General features: G+C 57.9%; 8 protein-coding genes, 1 tRNA gene, 2 rRNA genes and 2 pseudogenes (1 of these 13 only partly in view). 5 read left to right on the top strand and 8 right to left on the bottom strand.

The genetic code is table 11. The features are described 5' to 3' along the window. From MF410_RS19135 to MF410_RS19125, 3 genes are all read left to right on the top strand, one after another. Nucleotides 1–1935, top strand: a 23S ribosomal RNA gene (locus tag MF410_RS19135) (it extends 866 nt beyond the left edge of the window). A 191-nt stretch (nucleotides 1936–2126) separates the two neighbouring features. Next, nucleotides 2127–2241: ribosomal RNA gene (gene rrf / locus MF410_RS19130) — 5S ribosomal RNA — on the top strand. 127 nt (nucleotides 2242–2368) lie between these two features. Next, nucleotides 2369–2445, top strand: a tRNA-Met gene (locus tag MF410_RS19125). 94 nt (nucleotides 2446–2539) lie between these two features. Here the strand turns inward: MF410_RS19125 and MF410_RS19120 are convergent. The 7 genes and pseudogenes from MF410_RS19120 to MF410_RS19090 form a co-directional block, all read right to left on the bottom strand. Beyond that, nucleotides 2540–5918 (bottom strand): annotated as a pseudogene (locus MF410_RS19120) (DEAD/DEAH box helicase). A gap of 128 nt (nucleotides 5919–6046) precedes the next feature. Continuing rightward, nucleotides 6047–7699 (bottom strand): GNAT family N-acetyltransferase, encoded by a 1653-nt coding sequence (locus MF410_RS19115; protein ID WP_131711865.1) that lies wholly within the window; start codon nucleotides 7697–7699, stop codon nucleotides 6047–6049. A gap of 257 nt (nucleotides 7700–7956) precedes the next feature. Then, nucleotides 7957–8448 (bottom strand): hypothetical protein, encoded by a 492-nt coding sequence (locus MF410_RS19110; protein ID WP_097628473.1) that lies wholly within the window; start codon nucleotides 8446–8448, stop codon nucleotides 7957–7959. Between the two features lie 120 nt (nucleotides 8449–8568). Then, a pseudogene (locus tag MF410_RS19105) lies at nucleotides 8569–9919 on the bottom strand (HlyD family type I secretion periplasmic adaptor subunit). A 5-nt stretch (nucleotides 9920–9924) separates the two neighbouring features. Beyond that, nucleotides 9925–12273 carry a type I secretion system permease/ATPase gene (locus MF410_RS19100; RefSeq protein ID WP_097628471.1) on the bottom strand — a complete coding sequence of 783 codons (2349 nt, stop codon included), beginning with the start codon at nucleotides 12271–12273 and terminating at the stop codon, nucleotides 9925–9927. 25 nt (nucleotides 12274–12298) lie between these two features. Continuing rightward, nucleotides 12299–14368: a hypothetical protein gene (locus MF410_RS19095; protein ID WP_097628470.1), complete on the bottom strand. Its 2070-nt coding sequence runs from the start codon at nucleotides 14366–14368 to the stop codon at nucleotides 12299–12301. A gap of 140 nt (nucleotides 14369–14508) precedes the next feature. Next, on the bottom strand, nucleotides 14509–15453 hold the full coding sequence (locus MF410_RS19090) for an MSCRAMM family adhesin SdrC (protein WP_239619960.1): 945 nt from the start codon (nucleotides 15451–15453) through the stop codon (nucleotides 14509–14511). 824 nt (nucleotides 15454–16277) lie between these two features. On the opposite strand from MF410_RS19090, the gene MF410_RS19085 reads away from it, so the two are divergent. Further along, entirely contained in the window at nucleotides 16278–17060 is a 783-nt protein-coding gene (locus MF410_RS19085) for a response regulator transcription factor (RefSeq protein WP_239619957.1), read from the top strand. A 178-nt stretch (nucleotides 17061–17238) separates the two neighbouring features. Here the strand turns inward: MF410_RS19085 and MF410_RS19080 are convergent, their stop codons facing one another. Beyond that, a complete protein-coding gene (locus MF410_RS19080) occupies nucleotides 17239–17559 on the bottom strand; it encodes a hypothetical protein (RefSeq protein ID WP_097628468.1) in 321 nt (106 codons plus the stop codon). A 397-nt stretch (nucleotides 17560–17956) separates the two neighbouring features. Here MF410_RS19080 and MF410_RS19075 point away from each other — a divergent pair, with 397 nt between their 5' ends. Then, on the top strand, nucleotides 17957–18979 hold the full coding sequence (locus tag MF410_RS19075) for a UDP-glucuronic acid decarboxylase family protein (RefSeq protein ID WP_097628467.1): 1023 nt from the start codon (nucleotides 17957–17959) through the stop codon (nucleotides 18977–18979). Nucleotide 18980: the final 1 nt, after the last annotated feature.

The raw sequence follows: 18980 nt of genomic DNA, 5'->3' as shown, positions 1-18980 counted from the left end.
TTAGGTAGAGCGTCGAGCGAATACCCCGGGGGTAGAGCACTGGATGGGCTATGGGGACTCACCGTCTTACTGATCCTAACCAAACTCCGAATACCGGGGAGTACTACTCGGCAGACACACGGCGGGTGCTAACGTCCGTCGTGAAAAGGGCAACAACCCTAACCTCCAGCTAAGGTCCCCAAGTCATGGCTAAGTGGGAAAGGATGTGAGGATCCCAAAACAACCAGGATGTTGGCTTAGAAGCAGCCATCATTTAAAGAAAGCGTAACAGCTCACTGGTCTAAATAAGGGTCTTTGCGCCGAAAATGTAACGGGGCTGAAGCCATGCACCGAAGCTGAGGATGTGTAGCAATACACGTGGTAGCGGAGCGTTCCGTAAGCTGATGAAGGGAGACCCGTGAGGGCTCCTGGAGGTATCGGAAGTGCGAATGTTGACATGAGTAACGATAAAGAGGGTGAGAGACCCTCTCGCCGAAAGACCAAGGGTTCCTGCTTAAAGTTAATCTGAGCAGGGTTAGCCGGCCCCTAAGGCGAGGCAGAAATGCGTAGTCGATGGGAACCACGTTAATATTCGTGGGCCTGGTGGTAGTGACGGATTGCACAAGTTGTTCATTCTTATTGGATTGGATGGGCAGCGGAGCGGTTCCAGGAAATAGCTCCACCGTATAGACCGTACCCGAAACCGACACAGGTGGTCAGGTAGAGTATACCAAGGCGCTTGAGAGAACTATGTTGAAGGAACTCGGCAAATTGCACGCGTAACTTCGGAAGAAGCGTGACCCCATTTTACGCAAGTATGATGGGGTGGCACAGACCAGGGGGTAGCGACTGTTTATCAAAAACACAGGGCTCTGCGAAGTCGCAAGACGACGTATAGGGTCTGACGCCTGCCCGGTGCTGGAAGGTTAAGAGGAGAGGTGCAAGCTTTGAATTCGAAGCCCCAGTAAACGGCGGCCGTAACTATAACGGTCCTAAGGTAGCGAAATTCCTTGTCGGGTAAGTTCCGACCTGCACGAATGGCGTAACGACTTCCCCGCTGTCTCCAACATAGACTCAGTGAAATTGAATTCCCCGTGAAGATGCGGGGTTCCTGCGGTCAGACGGAAAGACCCCGTGCACCTTTACTATAGCTTTACACTGGCATTCGTGTCGGCATGTGTAGGATAGGTGGTAGGCTTTGAAGCGGGGACGCCAGTTTCCGTGGAGCCATCCTTGAAATACCACCCTTATCGTCATGGATGTCTAACCGCGGCCCGTCATCCGGGTCCGGGACAGTGTATGGTGGGTAGTTTGACTGGGGCGGTCGCCTCCGAAAGAGTAACGGAGGCGCGCGATGGTGGGCTCAGACCGGTCGGAAATCGGTCGTCGAGTGCAATGGCATAAGCCCGCCTGACTGCGAGACTGACAAGTCGAGCAGAGACGAAAGTCGGTCATAGTGATCCGGTGGTCCCGCGTGGAAGGGCCATCGCTCAACGGATAAAAGGTACGCCGGGGATAACAGGCTGATGACCCCCAAGAGTCCATATCGACGGGGTTGTTTGGCACCTCGATGTCGGCTCATCGCATCCTGGGGCTGGAGCAGGTCCCAAGGGTTTGGCTGTTCGCCAATTAAAGCGGTACGTGAGCTGGGTTCAGAACGTCGTGAGACAGTTCGGTCCCTATCTGCCGTGGGTGTAGGAATATTGACAGGATCTGTCCCTAGTACGAGAGGACCGGGATGGACATATCTCTGGTGGACCTGTTGTCCTGCCAAGGGCATAGCAGGGTAGCTATATATGGACGGGATAACCGCTGAAGGCATCTAAGCGGGAAACCCACCTGAAAACGAGTATTCCCTATCAGAGCCGTGGAAGACGACCACGTTGATAGGCCGGGTGTGGAAGTGCGGCAACGCATGAAGCTTACCGGTACTAATAGCTCGATCGGCTTGATCGTTCTCATTGACTGTGCTCATCGAACGAAGTTCGATAGTGAGTAGTGAATAGGCAGTAGCAAGTAGTGAAAACTGCTCCGCCTCTTTCCTCACAAGCCTCAAAGACGTGTTCAAAACAAAACACTACCGACTAGTCACTAATCACTAGTCACTCGTGTACCAGCTTCTCAAACATAAAGTTGCGCTTTGCCGACCTGGTGGTTATGGCGGGGTGGCTGCACCCGTTCCCTTTCCGAACACGGCCGTGAAACGCCCCTGCGCCCATGGTACTTCGTCTTAAGACGCGGGAGAGTAGGTCGCTGCCAGGTCTGCAAAACGCAACTTCTTGAAATAAAATCTTCTCACACAAAACTAACGGCCCAAAGCCGATCAAAGGGCCGCTCACAAAGCGGCCTTTCGTGTTATAATCAAGCAAGTCAATCAGACTTGCCATGGCGCGGGGTGGAGCAGCCCGGTAGCTCGTCAGGCTCATAACCTGAAGGCCGCAGGTTCAAATCCTGCCCCCGCAACCAAATTCCCTTAGCACAACACCCAAAACCCGCCTCTCGGCGGGTTTTGGCGTTGCTGGGAACGGTCGTGGGATTCAGCGCGCAACAGCGGGATCCGTCAGTTCAGCTCATTCCGGGCCAGGAATTCCGCTGCTTGCACAGTCTCCAAAGCATTCGCGGTCTCCCTGAAGTACGGCAAGGTTTGCCAGAGAGTGCGGTCGCCGACGATATAGAAGCGGCGTTTGGCGCGTGTCAGCGCCACGTTCAGGAGGTTCGGCTTCGATGCGGCCCAAGCTGCGGCTCCGCTGTGATCGGCATCGGCGCCGAGCACCATAAAAACGATGTCCTCCTCCTTGCCCTGGAAGGTATGGACCGTGCCTATCCGCTCCCGCAGCCATCGAGACAACCTCAAAGGAGGGGACCGCATATTTCCGAGCGGATCGACCCATCCTGCATGGGTCAGAGCCTGCCTCAGATTGCTTTTGATCTCCTTGAAGGGCGAGATGATGTAGAGGTCCGGCAATGCGCCATCGCGGCGATAGGTTGCAGTGAGGACATCGACGATGAAGTCCGTCTGTTCGGCAACCGTCTGTTTGCCCGCTACCCTGCCCCTGACGTCGATCCAGGCGCTGTCACCATAAAATGGCGGCGCGTCGCCGGCCGGCCGGCGATTCTCCAGCCCGAATACCATCTTGTCCTGATAGGCGATCCGGTTGGCCAAGCCGAACATCGGATCGAAGCAGCGCCGATGCACCCTCAGTGGGGAGCCGATCCAAAGCCCGTCCGCTTCCTCGCCGGGGACGGTCGTTCCATAGCGGTTGGCGGCATCGGCGAGCATCTGCACCGACGCCCGGTTCGGCGAATATTGTCCTGCCGCCGTGTGGGCAGAGAGAGCAGAAGCGGCAGTGATCAGCGCGCTGGGAAGGATAAAGACCGGTTCGATCTGCTGCGGATCGCCGATCGCCATGACGCGGCGCCCTCGCAACAAGGCCCCGACCGCCGCTTGCGGCACCGCCTGACCGGCTTCGTCGATGAAGACCCAGCCGATCGAACCGGCGCCCAGCCCGCGAAATTGTCGGGCGAAGGAGGCGAATGTCGTCGAGACGATGGGAACGATCATGAAAAGGCTCTGCCAGATCAATGCTATGTGCTCGTCATCGACGGGACTGTTGTTGGACAGCAGTTTGCTGATGGCAACGATGTTTCCGCCAAAACCCCCGCCTTTTCTGCCAACCTCCGCCAGCCAGGCTTCGTGCAGCGTCAACGCCGCTTCCAGCAATGCCGAGCGCAGGCCTGCCAGCTCGTGCTGATGCCAGAGACCATCGATCTGCAACCGCTCGGTTTCGAGGTCTGTGAGACGCCCGGGCAAAGTGGGATGACCGAAAACTTCCCCCAGACGGTCGAATTCCTCTCTTTCCTCTCCCAGATTTTCTGTCGTGACCGCAGTGCCTGTTCGGCCCGCTCATGTTCTCGCAAAGACTGTTGCCGCTGAGGTTCATGGATTTTCGCAAGATACTGTTCACAGTCCGCCAGCGCCTTGCGCAATTCCAGCTGCCGGCGTGCATTGGCGCCGACATTCTGCCGGTGCTGGCGGGCGGGACTGCTCGGCATCACTCGCTCCCACCAGGCAGGCGCGCTGCGGTCGAGCAGCTGTTCCTCCTCCTTCAGATGTGACAACTCTTCCTTGATCTGGAGCATTTCCGCCGCGGTCAGGTCGCAGCGCTTCTGCGCGCGCCGAAGGTCGGCGGCGGCGGCCGCGACCCGTTCAAGCGCGTCGCGGCAGAATGCATCCTGTGAGACCCGCGCGATATCGTCGTGGAGATCGGCATAGCGCGCATATTGACCGATCTTGTCGCGAACCCGCTCGTCGGCGGCACGAAAGGCCGACGATGCTTCGGCGAAGCTCGGCCCCTGATAGCTCTCTCGCCACTGCCAGATCGTCTGCGGCTTGGCCGCGCCGGACCAGCCGGGGTTCGGCCTTTCGGGGATCTCCATGAAGGCGAACCGTTCTTTGAAGGCTCGCCGGTTCCTGGAGTTGCCGAGCGCGCAGGCGATCAAACCCCATGGGCGGTCGCCGTCGGAAAGCTTGACGGCGGCGCCATTGTCCTTTTGGCAGGCGATCTTGTGCGCGACCGTCTGCAGATATTGGAGGGAAGACGTCCTGGCGATCGAGCTTCGCTTGGGAAGGTCGCGCGAAACATTCTCCACGGCGGCATTGTTGGAAGAGGCGACCACCATTTCGAAACCGGCGAGGCCCGGAATCAGCGCCGATATCGAGGCGGTGCTGCGGTCTGTGAAGGTGACGCGGCGCGGCGATCCGTCAAAGGCATCGCGCGCCACCTTCAAGGAAGAGAGAACGCGGGCGCGCCGAACGATATTATCCGCGAACATGTCGCGAAGCAGGGTCGTCTTTCCCGTCCCCGGTGGGCCGTTGACCGAGAAAAGTCCGGTCTCCGAAAGGTCGCCAATGGCGGAGTTGATCGCGAACTGCTGCATGAGGCTCATCGCGTGATGAGATTCGCTGAGCCAGCGTCCACTGTTGAGTTTTCCGGGATGCAAGGCCCGAATGATCGCCTTGCGCCCATCCTCCGAATAGAGATCGATCCGCTTCTCCGGGGCGAGGGGGTGAGATATCGCCTGAGCGGCTCGGGAATATCACCGTGTTTGACGCACATTATCGCCCGCTCGATATCCTCGATGAAGAAGCTGTTCAGGATACCGATCTCTTCCTCGGCGCTTGCGCTCTCATCATCCTCATCGTCGGCATCGGGCGCATGGCTCTCCGGTCGCGGTGGCAGCGAGAGGATTTCGGGCCTTTCCGCCCTGTCTTTGTAGCGTATTTCAACCGCGGCAATGGGCTTCTCCTGATGCGTGGCGAAGCTCGCCCAATCGCAGAGCAATTCATGCAGCGTCAGGATTTCGCCGGCATCGAGCGGCTGATCGGCATCGTCGTCGAAGGATGAGGATCTCAGCTGTCGCTGCGTCCGAAAATTCTGAAGCAATTCCGTCAGTTGCCGCTTGCCGTCGGCAAATGCCTCGTGGCTGAGCGAGGAGAGGCCGGATTTTCGCACGCGCCCCAAAGCCCACGGAAGCGTGGACACGGAAAATGTTTCGAAAATCGGCTGCCCCAGGGGTGTCAGCTGCAGGCTGGCAAAGCAGGTATCGCCGTCGAGATCGCCGCGTTCGGCATCCTCATATTCGGCGATATCGGCCGCAGTCATATCGAAGTGCCTGCGGACAGCGGTAATTTCGGATTTGCCGAAAACGCCGAGAAACAGGGTAAAACCCGTGATCTGCTTCTCCTCGGGGATTGCTGGACGGCTGAGCGCGGCACTGTCATCGTCGAGCGTCCTTGCATGCAGCCAGAAGACACTTCGCCCTTCACCTGCGACGATACGGCTGGAGAGATCGTAGGGAATAAAGAACTCGATCTTGTGCCAGAAATCGAGAATGGCCAGAAGCCGTTCCCTTTCGGCGCCATCTGCATTGGTCTGCATGAGGTTCCACTGAGGCGTTGCAAATTAGGCTTGCGCCTCTTTTAACAACGATCACAGCTCGAAATCAAAGACCATGGCGGCTGCGCGTCCAGGAACCGCCAGAAGGCATTGTCCCGGCAGGTATCTCGTCAGTGCAGACGTGGCTGGCGTCGCTCGCTGAGCTGCCAGCCTCGGTTCCAGCGGGCGATGGTCTCGGACACGACATCGGTCTTATGAGGCGTGGGTTCGGCCCTCGCCTGGATCCGTTCGAGGGCGGCATTTGCCTTGGCAACATAGTCGAGTGCGGCCGGATCGTCCGAATGCACGTCCCGGATCGCGGCGAAAACGGCCTCCGCTTCGGCCAGCCGTTTGCCGGCTGCAAGAGCAATGCCACGCTTGTAATGCGCCTGGATCAGATGCGGCCCGACATCGCCGACCAGGCGGAACGTCTCGGCGGCCTGGTCGTATTGATGCAAAGCAAGCTGCGTATCGCCAAGCCGCATCTGGATCGGCGTCGGATCGGGCGCTTGCTCGGCGAGCGCCTTATAGGCGGCCAGAGCCTCCGTCAGCCTGCCCCGGTCGAACAGCAGATTGGCGAGGCCAAATCCCGCGCCGGTATGGCCTGGAGCCGATTGCAGGACCTGGTTGAAGGCAATCTCCGCTTTCCCGCGGGCGCCGTCGCGGTACATGTCGAGCGCCTGTTCATAGACGAAACGAATACTGCGCGGGTTGAGCGCTCCATGCAGATTCTGGCCATTGCGGGTGCGGAAGAGCGTGCAGCTGATCCGTCGTTCCTCGACCCCGAACATATATTTATAGGGCTCGTTCCCGCGCAGGAAGTCATAGGTCTTGAAGCCCTGCTCGATCGCCCGCCGGATGCAGTGGCCATGCAGGATGAGACCGGGAGACGGCGTCTTCCAGTTTTCGTCGCGGCCGGTGACATAGAAGAGGATCGCCTTCTTCCGCCAGTCGACGATATTCGCCAGCGCGCCAAGCGGCTGGTCGCCATGCCAGAAGACCGGCACCTCGAGATTGCCGTTGTCGAAGCAGTCCATCAGCATTTCGCGGGTGGTGATGATCAGCCGCTCGGTCCGCTCCGCGCCTTTGCGGGTGCTCCACTTGGTCCGCCAGAGATCGAAGAGGATGTCCAGGTCGCGATGGATGGTCTCGGGGGTCGCCGTCGTGATGCGGAAGATATCGCCGCCTTCGACCTTGCGCAGGAATCGCCGGAGCTTCTGGCGCGTCTGACTGCTCATGCGCTGTTCGAGATAATCGTCAAAGCTTGCCGGCAGGGGAACGATCGGGCAGATCGTATTGTCGATGTTTTCATTGTTTCTGGGCGAGCTGTCGCGAAACATCACCTCCGGCCCCCGCAGCGCCTCGATCATCTTCTCGCGCCGTCCGGCAGGGCCGCTAAAATAATCGAGCTTCAGGTCGGTCCAGTTCTGATGTTTGATAAACGAGGCAAAGCCGGCAATGGCATGATGTTCGTAATCCGGCCTGACGATGAAGCCGGTATAATCGGCCGCAAAATTCCCGGCCATTATGATCTCGTCGTAGAAGAGGCCGGTTTTTTCGTTGAGATGCGTGATGAGGCGCAAGGGAAAAAAAGCAACGTAGGGTGCATCCGGATCGCGTTCGCGAAGGGCGAGTATGAACCAGCGGCGCCGGCGCGACAGATAATTCTTCAGCCAGATCCAGGAGAGGAAATGCTGCGCATCGGGATCGTCCATGAAGACCTGGTCCCAGTTGTCGCGCACCGCCTCGAACCCGGCAATGGTGTCGATGATATCTATGCGCATGGCCGCCCCCCAATACTCCATACGTTACTCGGGAGCTTTCATTCTAAGGGGAAAAACCGATCTTCAAATAAGCCGTCCGGATGATTTTCAGGGCTTAATTATGATTAGTTTTGAGCCGGCAAATAACCCAGAATCCGGATATATTTTATTAAATAATTCAATTACATAGAGTTAAGCAATTTGTATGGAACACGATGCCTCAATATAGGTCGCCAAGGTGTCCAAAGTTCGGCCACTCACCATACATAAGGACTAGATCAGAGCTCGCCGGAGATCCGCGGGCTCGCATGGATAAAGGCCCAGAGCGTCCGGCTGATGGCGACGATCTCGGCTATCGACTTCTCCAAATGGTCGATCTCGCGCGCATCCATCTGCTCGATCTTGCCGTAGCGGATCTCCTTGTCGTCCTCGACCAGCCGCATCAATTGTGTGCTTGAGATGTCTCCCTTGTCGTCGAAGGAATAAATACAATGATTGTATTTGTTGCGGGTCTTGGATTCCTTCTTCAGCCGCGCCATGGCCGAAAGGATCGCTTTCCGGTCGGAAGGCGGGGTCGAAGCGAGCTTTGCAAGCCGTTCGATGAGATCCATCCGTGCACGTGTCGTGTTGAGGGTCAGGAACACGACGATTGCCGCATCTTTTTCGACCCGGAGGAGATGGGCAATGATGTAGATCAGCAGGCTTTCGGTATTCGTCCAGACATAGTTCAGGCGCCCGACCCGTAGCAGGACATCCGACATCGCCGCCATGCTCGCCCTTTCTTCCCCGGAGGGGACGATCCATCCCGAAGGGATGATACATTACCGACATCATATCAGAACACGGACAAATCCCTGATCCTCGCGGACCCCCGTCGTTTGCTGGATCGCTCAGCGTTCCTTGAAAGCCCGGGACATGCTGTCGGTAATTGGTTTGCTGATATATTCGAAGAAGGTGCGTTCCGACGTCTGGATCAGCACTTCGGCCGGCATGCCTGGAACCGGATGGAAATTATGCACCCGCGCAATCTCGGAGTCGGGTATTGCGACGCGAACGATATAGACGTCCTTGACCGAGAGGCCCGCATTCTCCTCGATCGAATCGGCCGAGACATAAAAGACCTTGCCCTCTAGAACCGGCGTCGTCCGCCGGTTGAGCGCCGTCAGCCTGACCGATGCCATTTCTCCCTCGCGCAGCTGATCGATGGAGGTTCGCAGCACCTGCGCTTCCAGGATCAGCGGCACATGCGCCGGCAGGATCTCCATGATCGGCTTGCCCGTGGTGATGACGCCGCCGGCGGTATGAAAATAGGAGCGTACGACGGTTCCCGACACCGGTGAACGGATGGTGGTGCGCTCGAGCACGCCTGCAGCCTCGCGCATCTGTTCGCGCACGCTGTCGAGATCGGATTCGGCGGTCTCAAGCGCATCGAGCGCCGCCTGCTTGTTGGAGTTGACGGCGATGACGGCTTCCTGGCGGAATTTGGCGATTTCTGCCTCGCTCTCGTTGATCTCGCCGTTCAGGCGCGCAATGTCGCCCATGGCATCGGCGATCGCCCGCTCGATCGCCAAGAGATCCGTCTTGCGCATATAGCCGACCTTGACCAGCCGGGCCTTGGAGTTCGCGTTCCTCGGTCAGCAGCGATAGCTGCCTTTCGAAGGATTCCTTTTGGCCGGTATAACCGGCGAAGCGATATTCCAGCGATTGGATGTTTTTTTCGATCAGATTGAGCTGCTCTTCGAGCTTGATCTGCTTGCTGTGAAAGACGATGTTCTGGCTCTGGATGATCGCGTTGATGTCCGGATCGCCCGCCTCTTTCGTCACAATAGCGGGAAGGTGGAATTCGCGCAGACCCTGCGCTTCGGCGCGCAGCCTTGTGACGACGGCTTCCAGGCGCAGGCGCCGAAGCTGCAGCATCCGCTCATTCGAGCGAGAGGCGGTTGGATCGAGGGTCAGCAAAATATCGCCTTCCCTCACGGTATCACCCTCGCTGACGCGCATCTCCTTGATGATGCCGCCTTCCAGATGCTGGACGATCTTGTTGTTGCCCGTCGCAACGAAACTTCCCTGGGCGATGACAGCCGAGGCGAGCGGCGCCGTTGCGGCCCAAAAGCCGAACCCTCCGAACGAGGTGAAGAGAACCGTCAGGCCGACGATGCTGTGCATCCGGATCGAGCGCGGCACGTCGCTATACCATTCGAGCTGCACCGGACCGGCGGTCTCCTGTTGTTTCCGTGCCATAGCCTTCACCCTTCGATGCGCGGTGCTTGTTGACCGTTATTGCTGTTGTTCTTCGATAGCGCCTGCAGCACCTCGATCCGCTCCCCGAACATGGCGACAGTGCCGTCCTTCAGCACCAGGATCTTGTCGACGCACTGGAGCAGGGCCGGGCGCTGGGTGATCGTCACGGTGGTGATGCCCTGCTTCTTGGCATGGATCAGCGCCTTGGCAAGGGCTGCCTCACCCTGTGTATCGAGGTTCGAATTCGGCTCGTCGAGGACGACGAATTTGGGATTGCCGAAGAAGGCGCGAGCAAGCGCGATGCGCTGCTTCTGGCCGCCCGAAAGCGGAGCGCCGTCGGCCGCCACGATGGTCTCGTAACCCTGCGGGAAACCCGCGATGAGCTCGTGGACGTCGGCCAGCACCGCGGCCTCGTAGATCTGGTGATCTTCGATGTCGTCGCGCATGCGGCAGATATTCGCCTTGATCGTGCCGGGAAAGAGCTGCACGTCCTGCGGCAGATAGCCGATGCTTTCGCCGAACTGGCGCTGATCCCAGTTTCGCAGATCCATCAGGTCAAGGCGCACATTTCCCGACGTGGGCACGATCGAGCCGACGAGCATCTTGCCGAGCGTCGTCTTGCCGGACCCGGAATTGCCGATGACCGCCAGCGATTCGCCCTTCCTGAGGGAGAAGGAGATGCCGTTGAGAATGACCTTCTTCTGCGGCGGCGGCACGAACAGAATGCGTTCGACATCGAGCCGGCCTTCCGGATTGGGAAGGCGCAGGCGCGGGAAGTTCAACGGCGAGTTCAAAAGCAGGCTCTTGATCCTGGAATAGGCGGCCGCCGACCGGTTGAACTGGTGCCAGCCTTCGATGGCGCCTTCGATCGGCGCCAGTGCGCGTCCCGAGATGATCGAAGAGGCAATCACCATGCCGCCGGTCAGCTCACCGGAGAGCGACAGATGCGCGCCCCAGCCGAGCAGAGTGATCTGGGTGATCATGCGGCAGGCCTTCGATATGCCGGAGAAGATGATGTTGCGGTCCTGCGCCTCGACCTGCGATTTCAGCGAGCCCGCCGTTTCCCGGCCCCACATCTTCACTGCCTCGGGGATCATCGCCATTGCGTTGATGATCTGCGAATTGCGCGACATGGAATCCAGGTGGAAATTCGCCCGGCTGAGATAGCTGTTGGATTCGGCAAATTGCCGGGCGGTGAATTTCTGGTTCAGATAGGCGATGAAGAATAGCACCGCGCAGCAGGTCATGATGATGATGCCGAGATGCGGATGCACGAAATAAACGACGACGACGAAGAACGGCATTAGCGGCGCGTCGAGAAACGCAATCAGCGTGCCGGATGTGAGGAAACCGCGCAGCAGCTGCAGGTCCTGGAGCGTCTGATAGTCTTTGCCGCTGCCATGCAGCGAGGCCCGCGCCGCAGCGCTGAGGATCGGCGCGCCGAGCTGCACTTCGAGTTCCACCGCGGTTCGCATCAGGATGAAGCGCCTAACCGTATCCATGAAGGCCTGAAGCAGCACGGCGCCGAGCACGGCGATCGAGAGCATGACGAGCGTGTCGATCGAGCGGCTGGTCAGCACCCGGTCGGATATCTGGAAGAGATAGAGCGGGATCGCCAGCAGAAGCATGTTGATGGCGATCGTGAACATCATGACGACCACCATGTTGCGCCGTACGGCCCCCATGCCGCGCGCGAGGCTGGCGGCGAAATTCACAGGCTCGCTGCGCTTGTGAAAACCGCCGCCACTTCCCCCGCCCCCGCCTTCGCCGCCCCCGGGATCGGAATGCTTGCCATTTCCGCCTCCGCCGGTGCGGAGACGCCTGTCGGTCTCGCTGACCGGACCGCTGTCGCCTTCGATGGTCTTAGCGAAAGGCATCGTCGGGCTCGATTTGAGCTCGGTTTTCTCTTTCGGCAGTTCAGGCGTCGCCCGCGCCTCGATCGGCGATGGGTCGGATGCCTCCGCCAGTGTTGCTTCAACCGGTTTTTCTTCCACTGGTTTTGTTGGTGCCGGGCCCCTCATCACTGCAGCGGGAGCCGCCGGTTCTGCATTCCAGGCTTTTAATGAGGATTCCAACGTCACCGTCTTTTGCGGGAGGGGTGCCTGCACCGTGGCTGCGCGCGCCATATGGGCAGCGTCGCTTGCTGGAACATCGGCCGGCGCCTTGCTGCGATCGGAAGACGCAGACGAAGCGGCGGCACCGGTGAGCCGACGAAGGTTCTCGACGGCTTCGTCGATCGCAGAGATGCACAGATCGTTCCTCACCGCTTCCGAGGGCGCAGCGGAGGGAATATTGCCTGACCTCAAATCGAGGGCGCTGCCCGCTGCAAAGACTTGTTTCGAAATCTGGTTCATCGTGATTCTCTCACAATCCTCAGGGTCACGCGACCACGGCTTGCATGACGTCGGCGGGATGCGCCGACGACCAAGAAAGGTCATGCCCTGCATTGATTACGCCATCGGCAGAATCGCCGGCCGCAGGATCATCGTCGTTGAGAAAGGCGATGACTTCGTTGGCGAGCCTGTCGTCTGCCTGGTGCGGCTGGGTCGTGTCATGCTCTACAAGCCCGCCCTGAATGAGGATAGCGTCCGAGTAGAGCTGGCCTGCCAGATAGGTCGTCTGGCCGAAACTGTCATAATCGATGATCTCGGCGATATTGACGACCGCATTGCTGCCGGTGTCGATCGTGACCGTTGCATCGGGATTGTTCTTCAGAAGCGTCGATGCCGCCTGGGTCACATCATCGGAATCGCCGAGGATGCTGACCTGCTTTATAACAGTCATGTCGTAGAGATTACCGGTAATGTAGAGCACGTTGAGGCCGGCATAGCCTTGGAAATTCACATCGAAGGACAGCCCTTCCGGCATGTTGGGATCGCGATCTTCGATGGCTTTCTGGGTCTCGATCATATAATCCGGCATTGCCTCGAAGGGGCTGCCTGCGCCGACATTGTGAATAGAGGCGAAATTCCAGATCAGATTGTCGCCGGTCTCGATGTCGGCGCCGGGATCGGCGCCGTCTTCCGCCCGCACCCAGTCATTGTCGTAGAGCAGCGAGATCTGCGTGATGCTGTTGATGTCGAGCACATTGCCGCCGATGATCACCAGATCATATTGCATGCCCATCCCGAAAAAGGAGGAGAGGTTGATGGAGGTGTTGCCGCCTGTCAGAACCGTGGTTTCGGATCCCGAGGTGGTGACCGTCATCGTGTCGTTGTCGCTGACGAAGTGATACTGCTCGACCCATTGTACGAAGGAGACATCGCCGTCGATGACACTGACGCGCCAGCTGGTCGGGAACGTCGGATCGGCAGCATCGGTTTCGGCATGGCTCGATGCTTCGAAGGTGCTTTGTTGGAAGACCGCGATATTCTTGGCGACTGTCCCCGCCTCCTCGGCCGAGTGCGCGGATGCGCGCAGCGCCGAGGCGATATCGTCATTATCGCTATAGACAAAGGATTGGGAAACCGCATCAACCTGATGGTAGTCGCCCATCACCGCGGTGACCGAGGTGATGACGGCGGTATTGATCACCGAGGCGACGTTGATGACGAAGTTCGCCCCGGCGGTCACCTCAAGGCTGTTGCCGCTTGGGTCGGTCTGCTCAACGGATGAATTGCTATCGTCGGGTTCTTCCGGGAGCTTGGCGAGACCGCGGTAGGGCAGGAAATCATCGAGGACAGGGATCTCGGCCTCGATCTTGCCGTTGACGTAAACCGGACCGTTGACCTCGGGATCGAGGCGGATGAAATCGTGCGTGGCGTCGGTGCTTGGCGGCGTTGCACCGCAGCTCTCGCTATCCTCGTCTTGGACATTTGCGGCATCCTTGGTATCGCGGGCATTATGGATGTAGCTTTCCAGATCCTGGGCGATCTTCAGGGCGCCGTCATAGCTGTCGGTTCGGTGGAGATCCGAAAAAGGCGTGAAGACTTCGGCCTTGGTGCCGAACTCCGCCAGCCGCTCGGTGACGAAACTCGTGTCCCGGGCAGCATGATTGCCGTCCGTCATGTCGAGATAGTCGTCGTCGTAAAGCACGTTGACCTGGAGGACATGACTGATCGCCGAACCAGGCCCGGCAAAGACATTCAATTCCGGCTCATTCGACAGCACGATATCCGTGGGCGAGCCGAAATGCGGTAACGGGATGTCCCTTGCGGCAATCGCCGCCAGCTTCTCGATGCTCTCTTCGAAGACGCGGCCCAAATGACGCGAAGGACCAAATTCGATCTCGTAACTGCCGCCTTTGTAGATGATCTCGGGATCGTAGTCCTTGAGCTGCAGATTGGAAGTGAAGGCCGCGGTAAACGCGTCCTGATCCGGCAGAACCGGTCCATCGTCGCCGGCTCCTGTGCCTTCGGCAAATTTGGTGCGCGCCCTCATCTCTTCGGTGGTCATCTCGAAGAGACCGATGAAGTGCGCAATGATTTCCGAAATCTTCTCGATATGCATGGTTCGGCCCTCCCATTCGAAATGACGATCGGCCTTTTAAAGCGGCCCCGCCGGGAGCCATGGTCGTCAAACCGTTTTCAAACAGTCGAACTGCACCGGCGCCGGCCGGTGCAGTTCGTCTTGGTCGCTGGAGGTTAGTATCAGGTGCCGGTATCCTCGCCGACGTCGGAGACATGAGAATTGCCGCCGATGACGCTGGAGTCGACCGTGTTGCTGAGCAGGTTCGCGCCCTGAACGAGCTCGAGGTGGAAGCCTGAATTGGCAAGGATCGCCGAAGCATCGGCCGCGCTCGAGCCGGTGGCGTCGTCGCCGGCCTTGAGATCCCAGCCCCGGCCGTCCATTTCCATGCCTTCCGCGCTATCGGCGGTGCCTGCATTGGCGTTCAAGTGGTTCTGGGCGCCTTCGTTCTCCATCTTGATGTTCCAGGCGCTGTCCTGGTCGGCCAGATGGTTTGCCTGAACGGCGCTGAAGCCGCTGTCGTTGCCCGCGCCGGACAGCGAGTCATTCAGAATGCTGTCGACGTCGAGCGTGAAGGAGAAGTCGTCGCCGAGGTTGAAGGTGAGGTCGTGGCCGGCAACGCCGAGGTTGTCGAAATCTTTGACGTCCTCGATGACGGCGAAGTCGGTGTCCGTCTTGTTGAAGCTGTCAGCGGTGTTGTTGCTATCGGAAACCGTCTTGGTGTCGGTATCGGTAATGGTCTTGATATCGGTGTCCGTAATCGTCTTGGTGTCGTTGTCGCTGTACGACTTGCTATCATAGCTCCAGTCGTAGTCGGTTTTGGTGTCGGTGATCGTCATGGTCTTGGTGCTGGTGTCGTCGTCGGACTTGTAGCTCCAGTCGTATTCGTTATCGCGGTTGTCGCCATTGTTGGCGGAGAGTTCGGCTTTGACGTCGACGTCGACGCTGTTGTCGGTATTGTCACGATTGTCGCCATTGGCGACGCCACCGACATAACCTGTCGAGCCGTCGTCGACTTCAGTTGAATTAATAGCGCTGTTGGCAAAGCCGTCGGCCAGCGCCCCGACCTTCGTGATTTCGGTTACGTCGCCCGATGGTTTCGGGTCGTGTTTATAGGCGTCAGACATCAAAATCTCTCCAGAAAAAAACCGGAGCAGCTTTTCGAAATCCCTCTCATCTCAAATGGGATCTTGCTCGCGCTCGCTCCGATGCGGTTAACATCGGCAGATGTATTCGATACCAGTCATCTGCAGCTTCATCGCGATTTGTTCGTCAAACCGTTGGTATTGGGACCGTACGTACTCAGTACAAGGCCGCACATATCCAGCTCCGCATCCTGACGAGGATGAGGAGTGTTCAGGCTTTATTGTCGTTGATTTGCCCTAAATGGATGCCACGTACCAAAAACACACGCCGATACCTGGATCGTCCATGCCGCCACTTTGGCGACGATCACAGATTGCTGGAAAAAATGCGGAGCCGATAGATATCAATTCGGGCTAAGGCAGATTGACCACCTCCGTCTAGCCCCTGTCGGTGGAGCAATGGGACGTCTCAGGTGGGGTATTGCCGAGCGACGAGAGTAAGACTTGCAGCGCTCGCCGCGGGGTTGAGTGGCGCCATTCGACGGTTGTTCGGCCCATATCCGCTTGAGGACGAAAATATAACAATCTGTACTGAACTATTACATCGAGCTCTGATCTATATTGGGAGCAAATTTAACCTCGAAGTACGCATCATAGTAAAAATACAACCAAAGCTTAGTATATTGTTGTTTTTCGCCCGCTAAAACTAATCACTTTGGGCCATTTCCTTCCTTCTCAATCCGTATTAACATAATTAAGAAATGTCTAAAAAATAAGGCGGTGACATCCGGGGCCGGCATTTCATACTATTGAATACCCGCCATCGCTCCACGTTTGAGTAAAGTGTAACGCTAGGGGAGGCGTATATGTTCATGACAGGCTCAGAGACGGAGAATTCTGACCAGGGACGGAAGTTGGAGTCATCGAGAAATACTATACTAGTGGTCGCCAAGGCGGACCTGTTTTCTGAATGCATGGTAGAAGCGCTGGCGAAGAAATTTCCGAACTGTGAGGTGTCAAGCATAACGAGCACAAAGCCGATGCTGGACAAAGATGCCAACGATATAAAGCTTGTTTTATTCTATCACATACCTGCGCCCGAGCTTCATGAAGCGCTGCAGGCTGCTCGCGAAAATCACCCGGAAACTTCCGTCGGACTCGTCGTCGAAGCGATCGACATGCTCGAACCCTATGTCAGCCGCCTGGTGGAGGCAAGGATCATCGATGGCGTCCTGCCGCTCAACCTGCGGCTCGATGTCTTTATGGCCGCGGTTGATCTGCTGATGAAGGGTGGCGAACATTTTCCGTCAGCCCTTCTCAATCGCCTCACCAACAAGAACACCCCGCTGGAGCCTTCGCTCTATCAGACAAAATCGGTCGATGCGGCGCGCACCAATGCGCTGAAGCTGAGACGCGACAGCATCTCCTCGTTGACCACGCGCGAGGTTCAGATCCTGGACCTCATATGCAAGGGCACGCAAAACAAGATCATCGCCGACAAACTGCATCTTTCCGAAAACACCGTGAAGGTTCACGTCCGCAACATCTACAAGAAGATGAACGTCCGAAACCGCACGGAAGCTGCATCCCGTTTCTTCAACGAGCATCCCGCCGGCGAGGACGACATGGCCGGCCGGTGGCGCAACTGATCCAGAGCAAGTCCGGCAAATTGGCTAGCGATTTTGCCAGGCAAAGCGCGCTATTGCCGGGAATGGCGTGAAAACAAAAAGGCTGAGCATCTTGGTGAACCGAAGAAAGGCGCAAATACTCTCGCGCGCCACGCGTCCATTCAGACGCGCAAACAAGGCCGTCGCACTGATTGTTGCGTCAGATCGACGGACGTGCGAAGCAGCGCGACTTCTGTCCGAAGCCGCTGGGAGAGCAGATATAAGGCGCTGAGCCGTGATAGGCGACGCGAACCGTTGGCGTAGCCGGGCGTTCGGGCCGATTTGCCGGATAGGCATAGGTTTTTGCAGCGCGCGGGGCCTCGACCACGACGACGTTCTTTTTCGCGACGGCGGCTATGTCGTCGTTAACGACGGTACAGGCCGCTGTCCCGATCGCAAGAAGCGTCGTTCCCCCGGCAAACATCGCAAGATGAAATAGACGCCAGCCTTTCGGCTGCGCTGCAGCTTGTTTTTTCAACATGGCCAAAACCCCTCGCATATGGCGCTTCCGGATGCAAGGCCGGTCGTGCGGTTCAGCCCGGCCGATCTTCCCGTTACTTCTAGGTGAGCTGCATTGAGTGAAGCTTGAGCGCGGTCTGGACACTCGCTCTGAGGGTAAAATAGACAGAAAATGATTAATCATTTGTTACATCAAAGAATAGTTGCGTAATTATTTCGAATACTTGGAATTTTTGAAGTTGACCTTATCCGCAATCGTCTTATCATTTTAATAGTAATTCAGTTGTTCTAAGAATAACTCAAAAGTTATTCATGTTGAGATAGTCGGTACAGAGTCGGTACAATGAATATCCAACAGGATAAGGACGGCATGAAGTGCTTAACTAAAACAAAAGACTAAAACATGGGAAGGAGTTGTAATGCGTAGTTTCGTTCCCAGCGAAGGCTATTCCGAAGTGACAGACATGCCGGTGCGCAAGGATTTGGGCACCGCTCTTGTGAATGGCGGCGCCGGTTTCCTCGGCTCGCATCTCTGCGAAAGGCTTCTACAGCGCGGCCACCGAGTCATCTGCCTCGATAATTTTTCCACCGGGCGCCGCGTGAACGTCGATCACCTCGCATCGAACGCCCGTTTTCAGCTCGTCGAGCACGATGTTCGCCAACCCTTCGATATCGAAGCGTCCCTCATCTTTAACTTCGCCTCGCCCGCCTCTCCGCCCGACTATCAGCGGGATCCTGTCGGCACATTGCTCACCAACGTGCTTGGCGCCGTCAACACCCTGGATTGCGCCCGCAAGACCGGTGCGGTCGTCGTTCAGTCGTCGACGTCGGAAGTCTATGGCGACCCGAACCAGAGCCCGCAGCAGGAATCCTATTGCGGCAACGTCAACCCGATCGGACCGCGGGCCTGTTACGACGAAGGTAAACGCAGCGCCGAGACCCTGTTTTTCGATTATCACAGGACCTACGGCGTCGACATCAAGGTCGGCCGCATCTTCAACACCTATGGGCCGCGCATGCGCCTGGATGACGGCCGCGTCGTCTCCAATTTCATCGTACAGGCTTTGCGCAATGCAGATCTGACGATCTATGGCGACGGTGAGCAGACCCGCTCTTTCTGCTATGTCGACGATCTCGTCGAGGGCTTCCTGCGTTTCTCGGCCGCCGGCAACGCCTGCCACGGCCCGATCAACCTCGGCAATCCGGCCGAGATCACGGTTCGGCGCCTGGCGGAGATCGTTCGCGACCTCACCAATTCGCGCTCACAGATCGTTCATCTGCCGGCGGTCACCGATGACCCGCGCCAGCGGCGGCCGGATATTTCCCGGGCCATGGCCGATCTGGGCTGGCAACCCTGCATCGGGCTTGAAACCGGCCTGGCGCGCACCGTCGATTATTTCGACGGCTTGCTTGCCGGCGCCGAGAAGGCGGAGGTCGTATGAG

This window comes from Rhizobium sp. C104 (assembly GCF_022354505.1).
Taxonomy (GTDB): domain Bacteria; phylum Pseudomonadota; class Alphaproteobacteria; order Rhizobiales; family Rhizobiaceae; genus Rhizobium; species Rhizobium redzepovicii.
The sequence above is the reverse complement of the archived record's forward strand: the minus strand, read 5'-3'. Positions and strand labels throughout refer to the sequence as shown.

Excerpts from the sequence above, each read along its gene's own strand:
- MF410_RS19095 (WP_097628470.1), bottom strand. The coding sequence starts at position 14,368 with ATGCATATCGAGAAGATTTCGGAAATCATTGCGCACTTCATCGGTCTC.
- MF410_RS19110 (WP_097628473.1), bottom strand. The coding sequence starts at position 8,448 with ATGGCGGCGATGTCGGATGTCCTGCTACGGGTCGGGCGCCTGAACTAT.
- MF410_RS19075 (WP_097628467.1), top strand. The coding sequence starts at position 17,957 with ATGCGTAGTTTCGTTCCCAGCGAAGGCTATTCCGAAGTGACAGACATG.
- MF410_RS19100 (WP_097628471.1), bottom strand. The coding sequence starts at position 12,273 with ATGAACCAGATTTCGAAACAAGTCTTTGCAGCGGGCAGCGCCCTCGAT.
- MF410_RS19090 (WP_239619960.1), bottom strand. The coding sequence starts at position 15,453 with ATGTCTGACGCCTATAAACACGACCCGAAACCATCGGGCGACGTAACC.
- MF410_RS19115 (WP_131711865.1), bottom strand. The coding sequence starts at position 7,699 with ATGCGCATAGATATCATCGACACCATTGCCGGGTTCGAGGCGGTGCGC.
- MF410_RS19080 (WP_097628468.1), bottom strand. The coding sequence starts at position 17,559 with ATGTTGAAAAAACAAGCTGCAGCGCAGCCGAAAGGCTGGCGTCTATTT.
- MF410_RS19085 (WP_239619957.1), top strand. The coding sequence starts at position 16,278 with ATGTTCATGACAGGCTCAGAGACGGAGAATTCTGACCAGGGACGGAAG.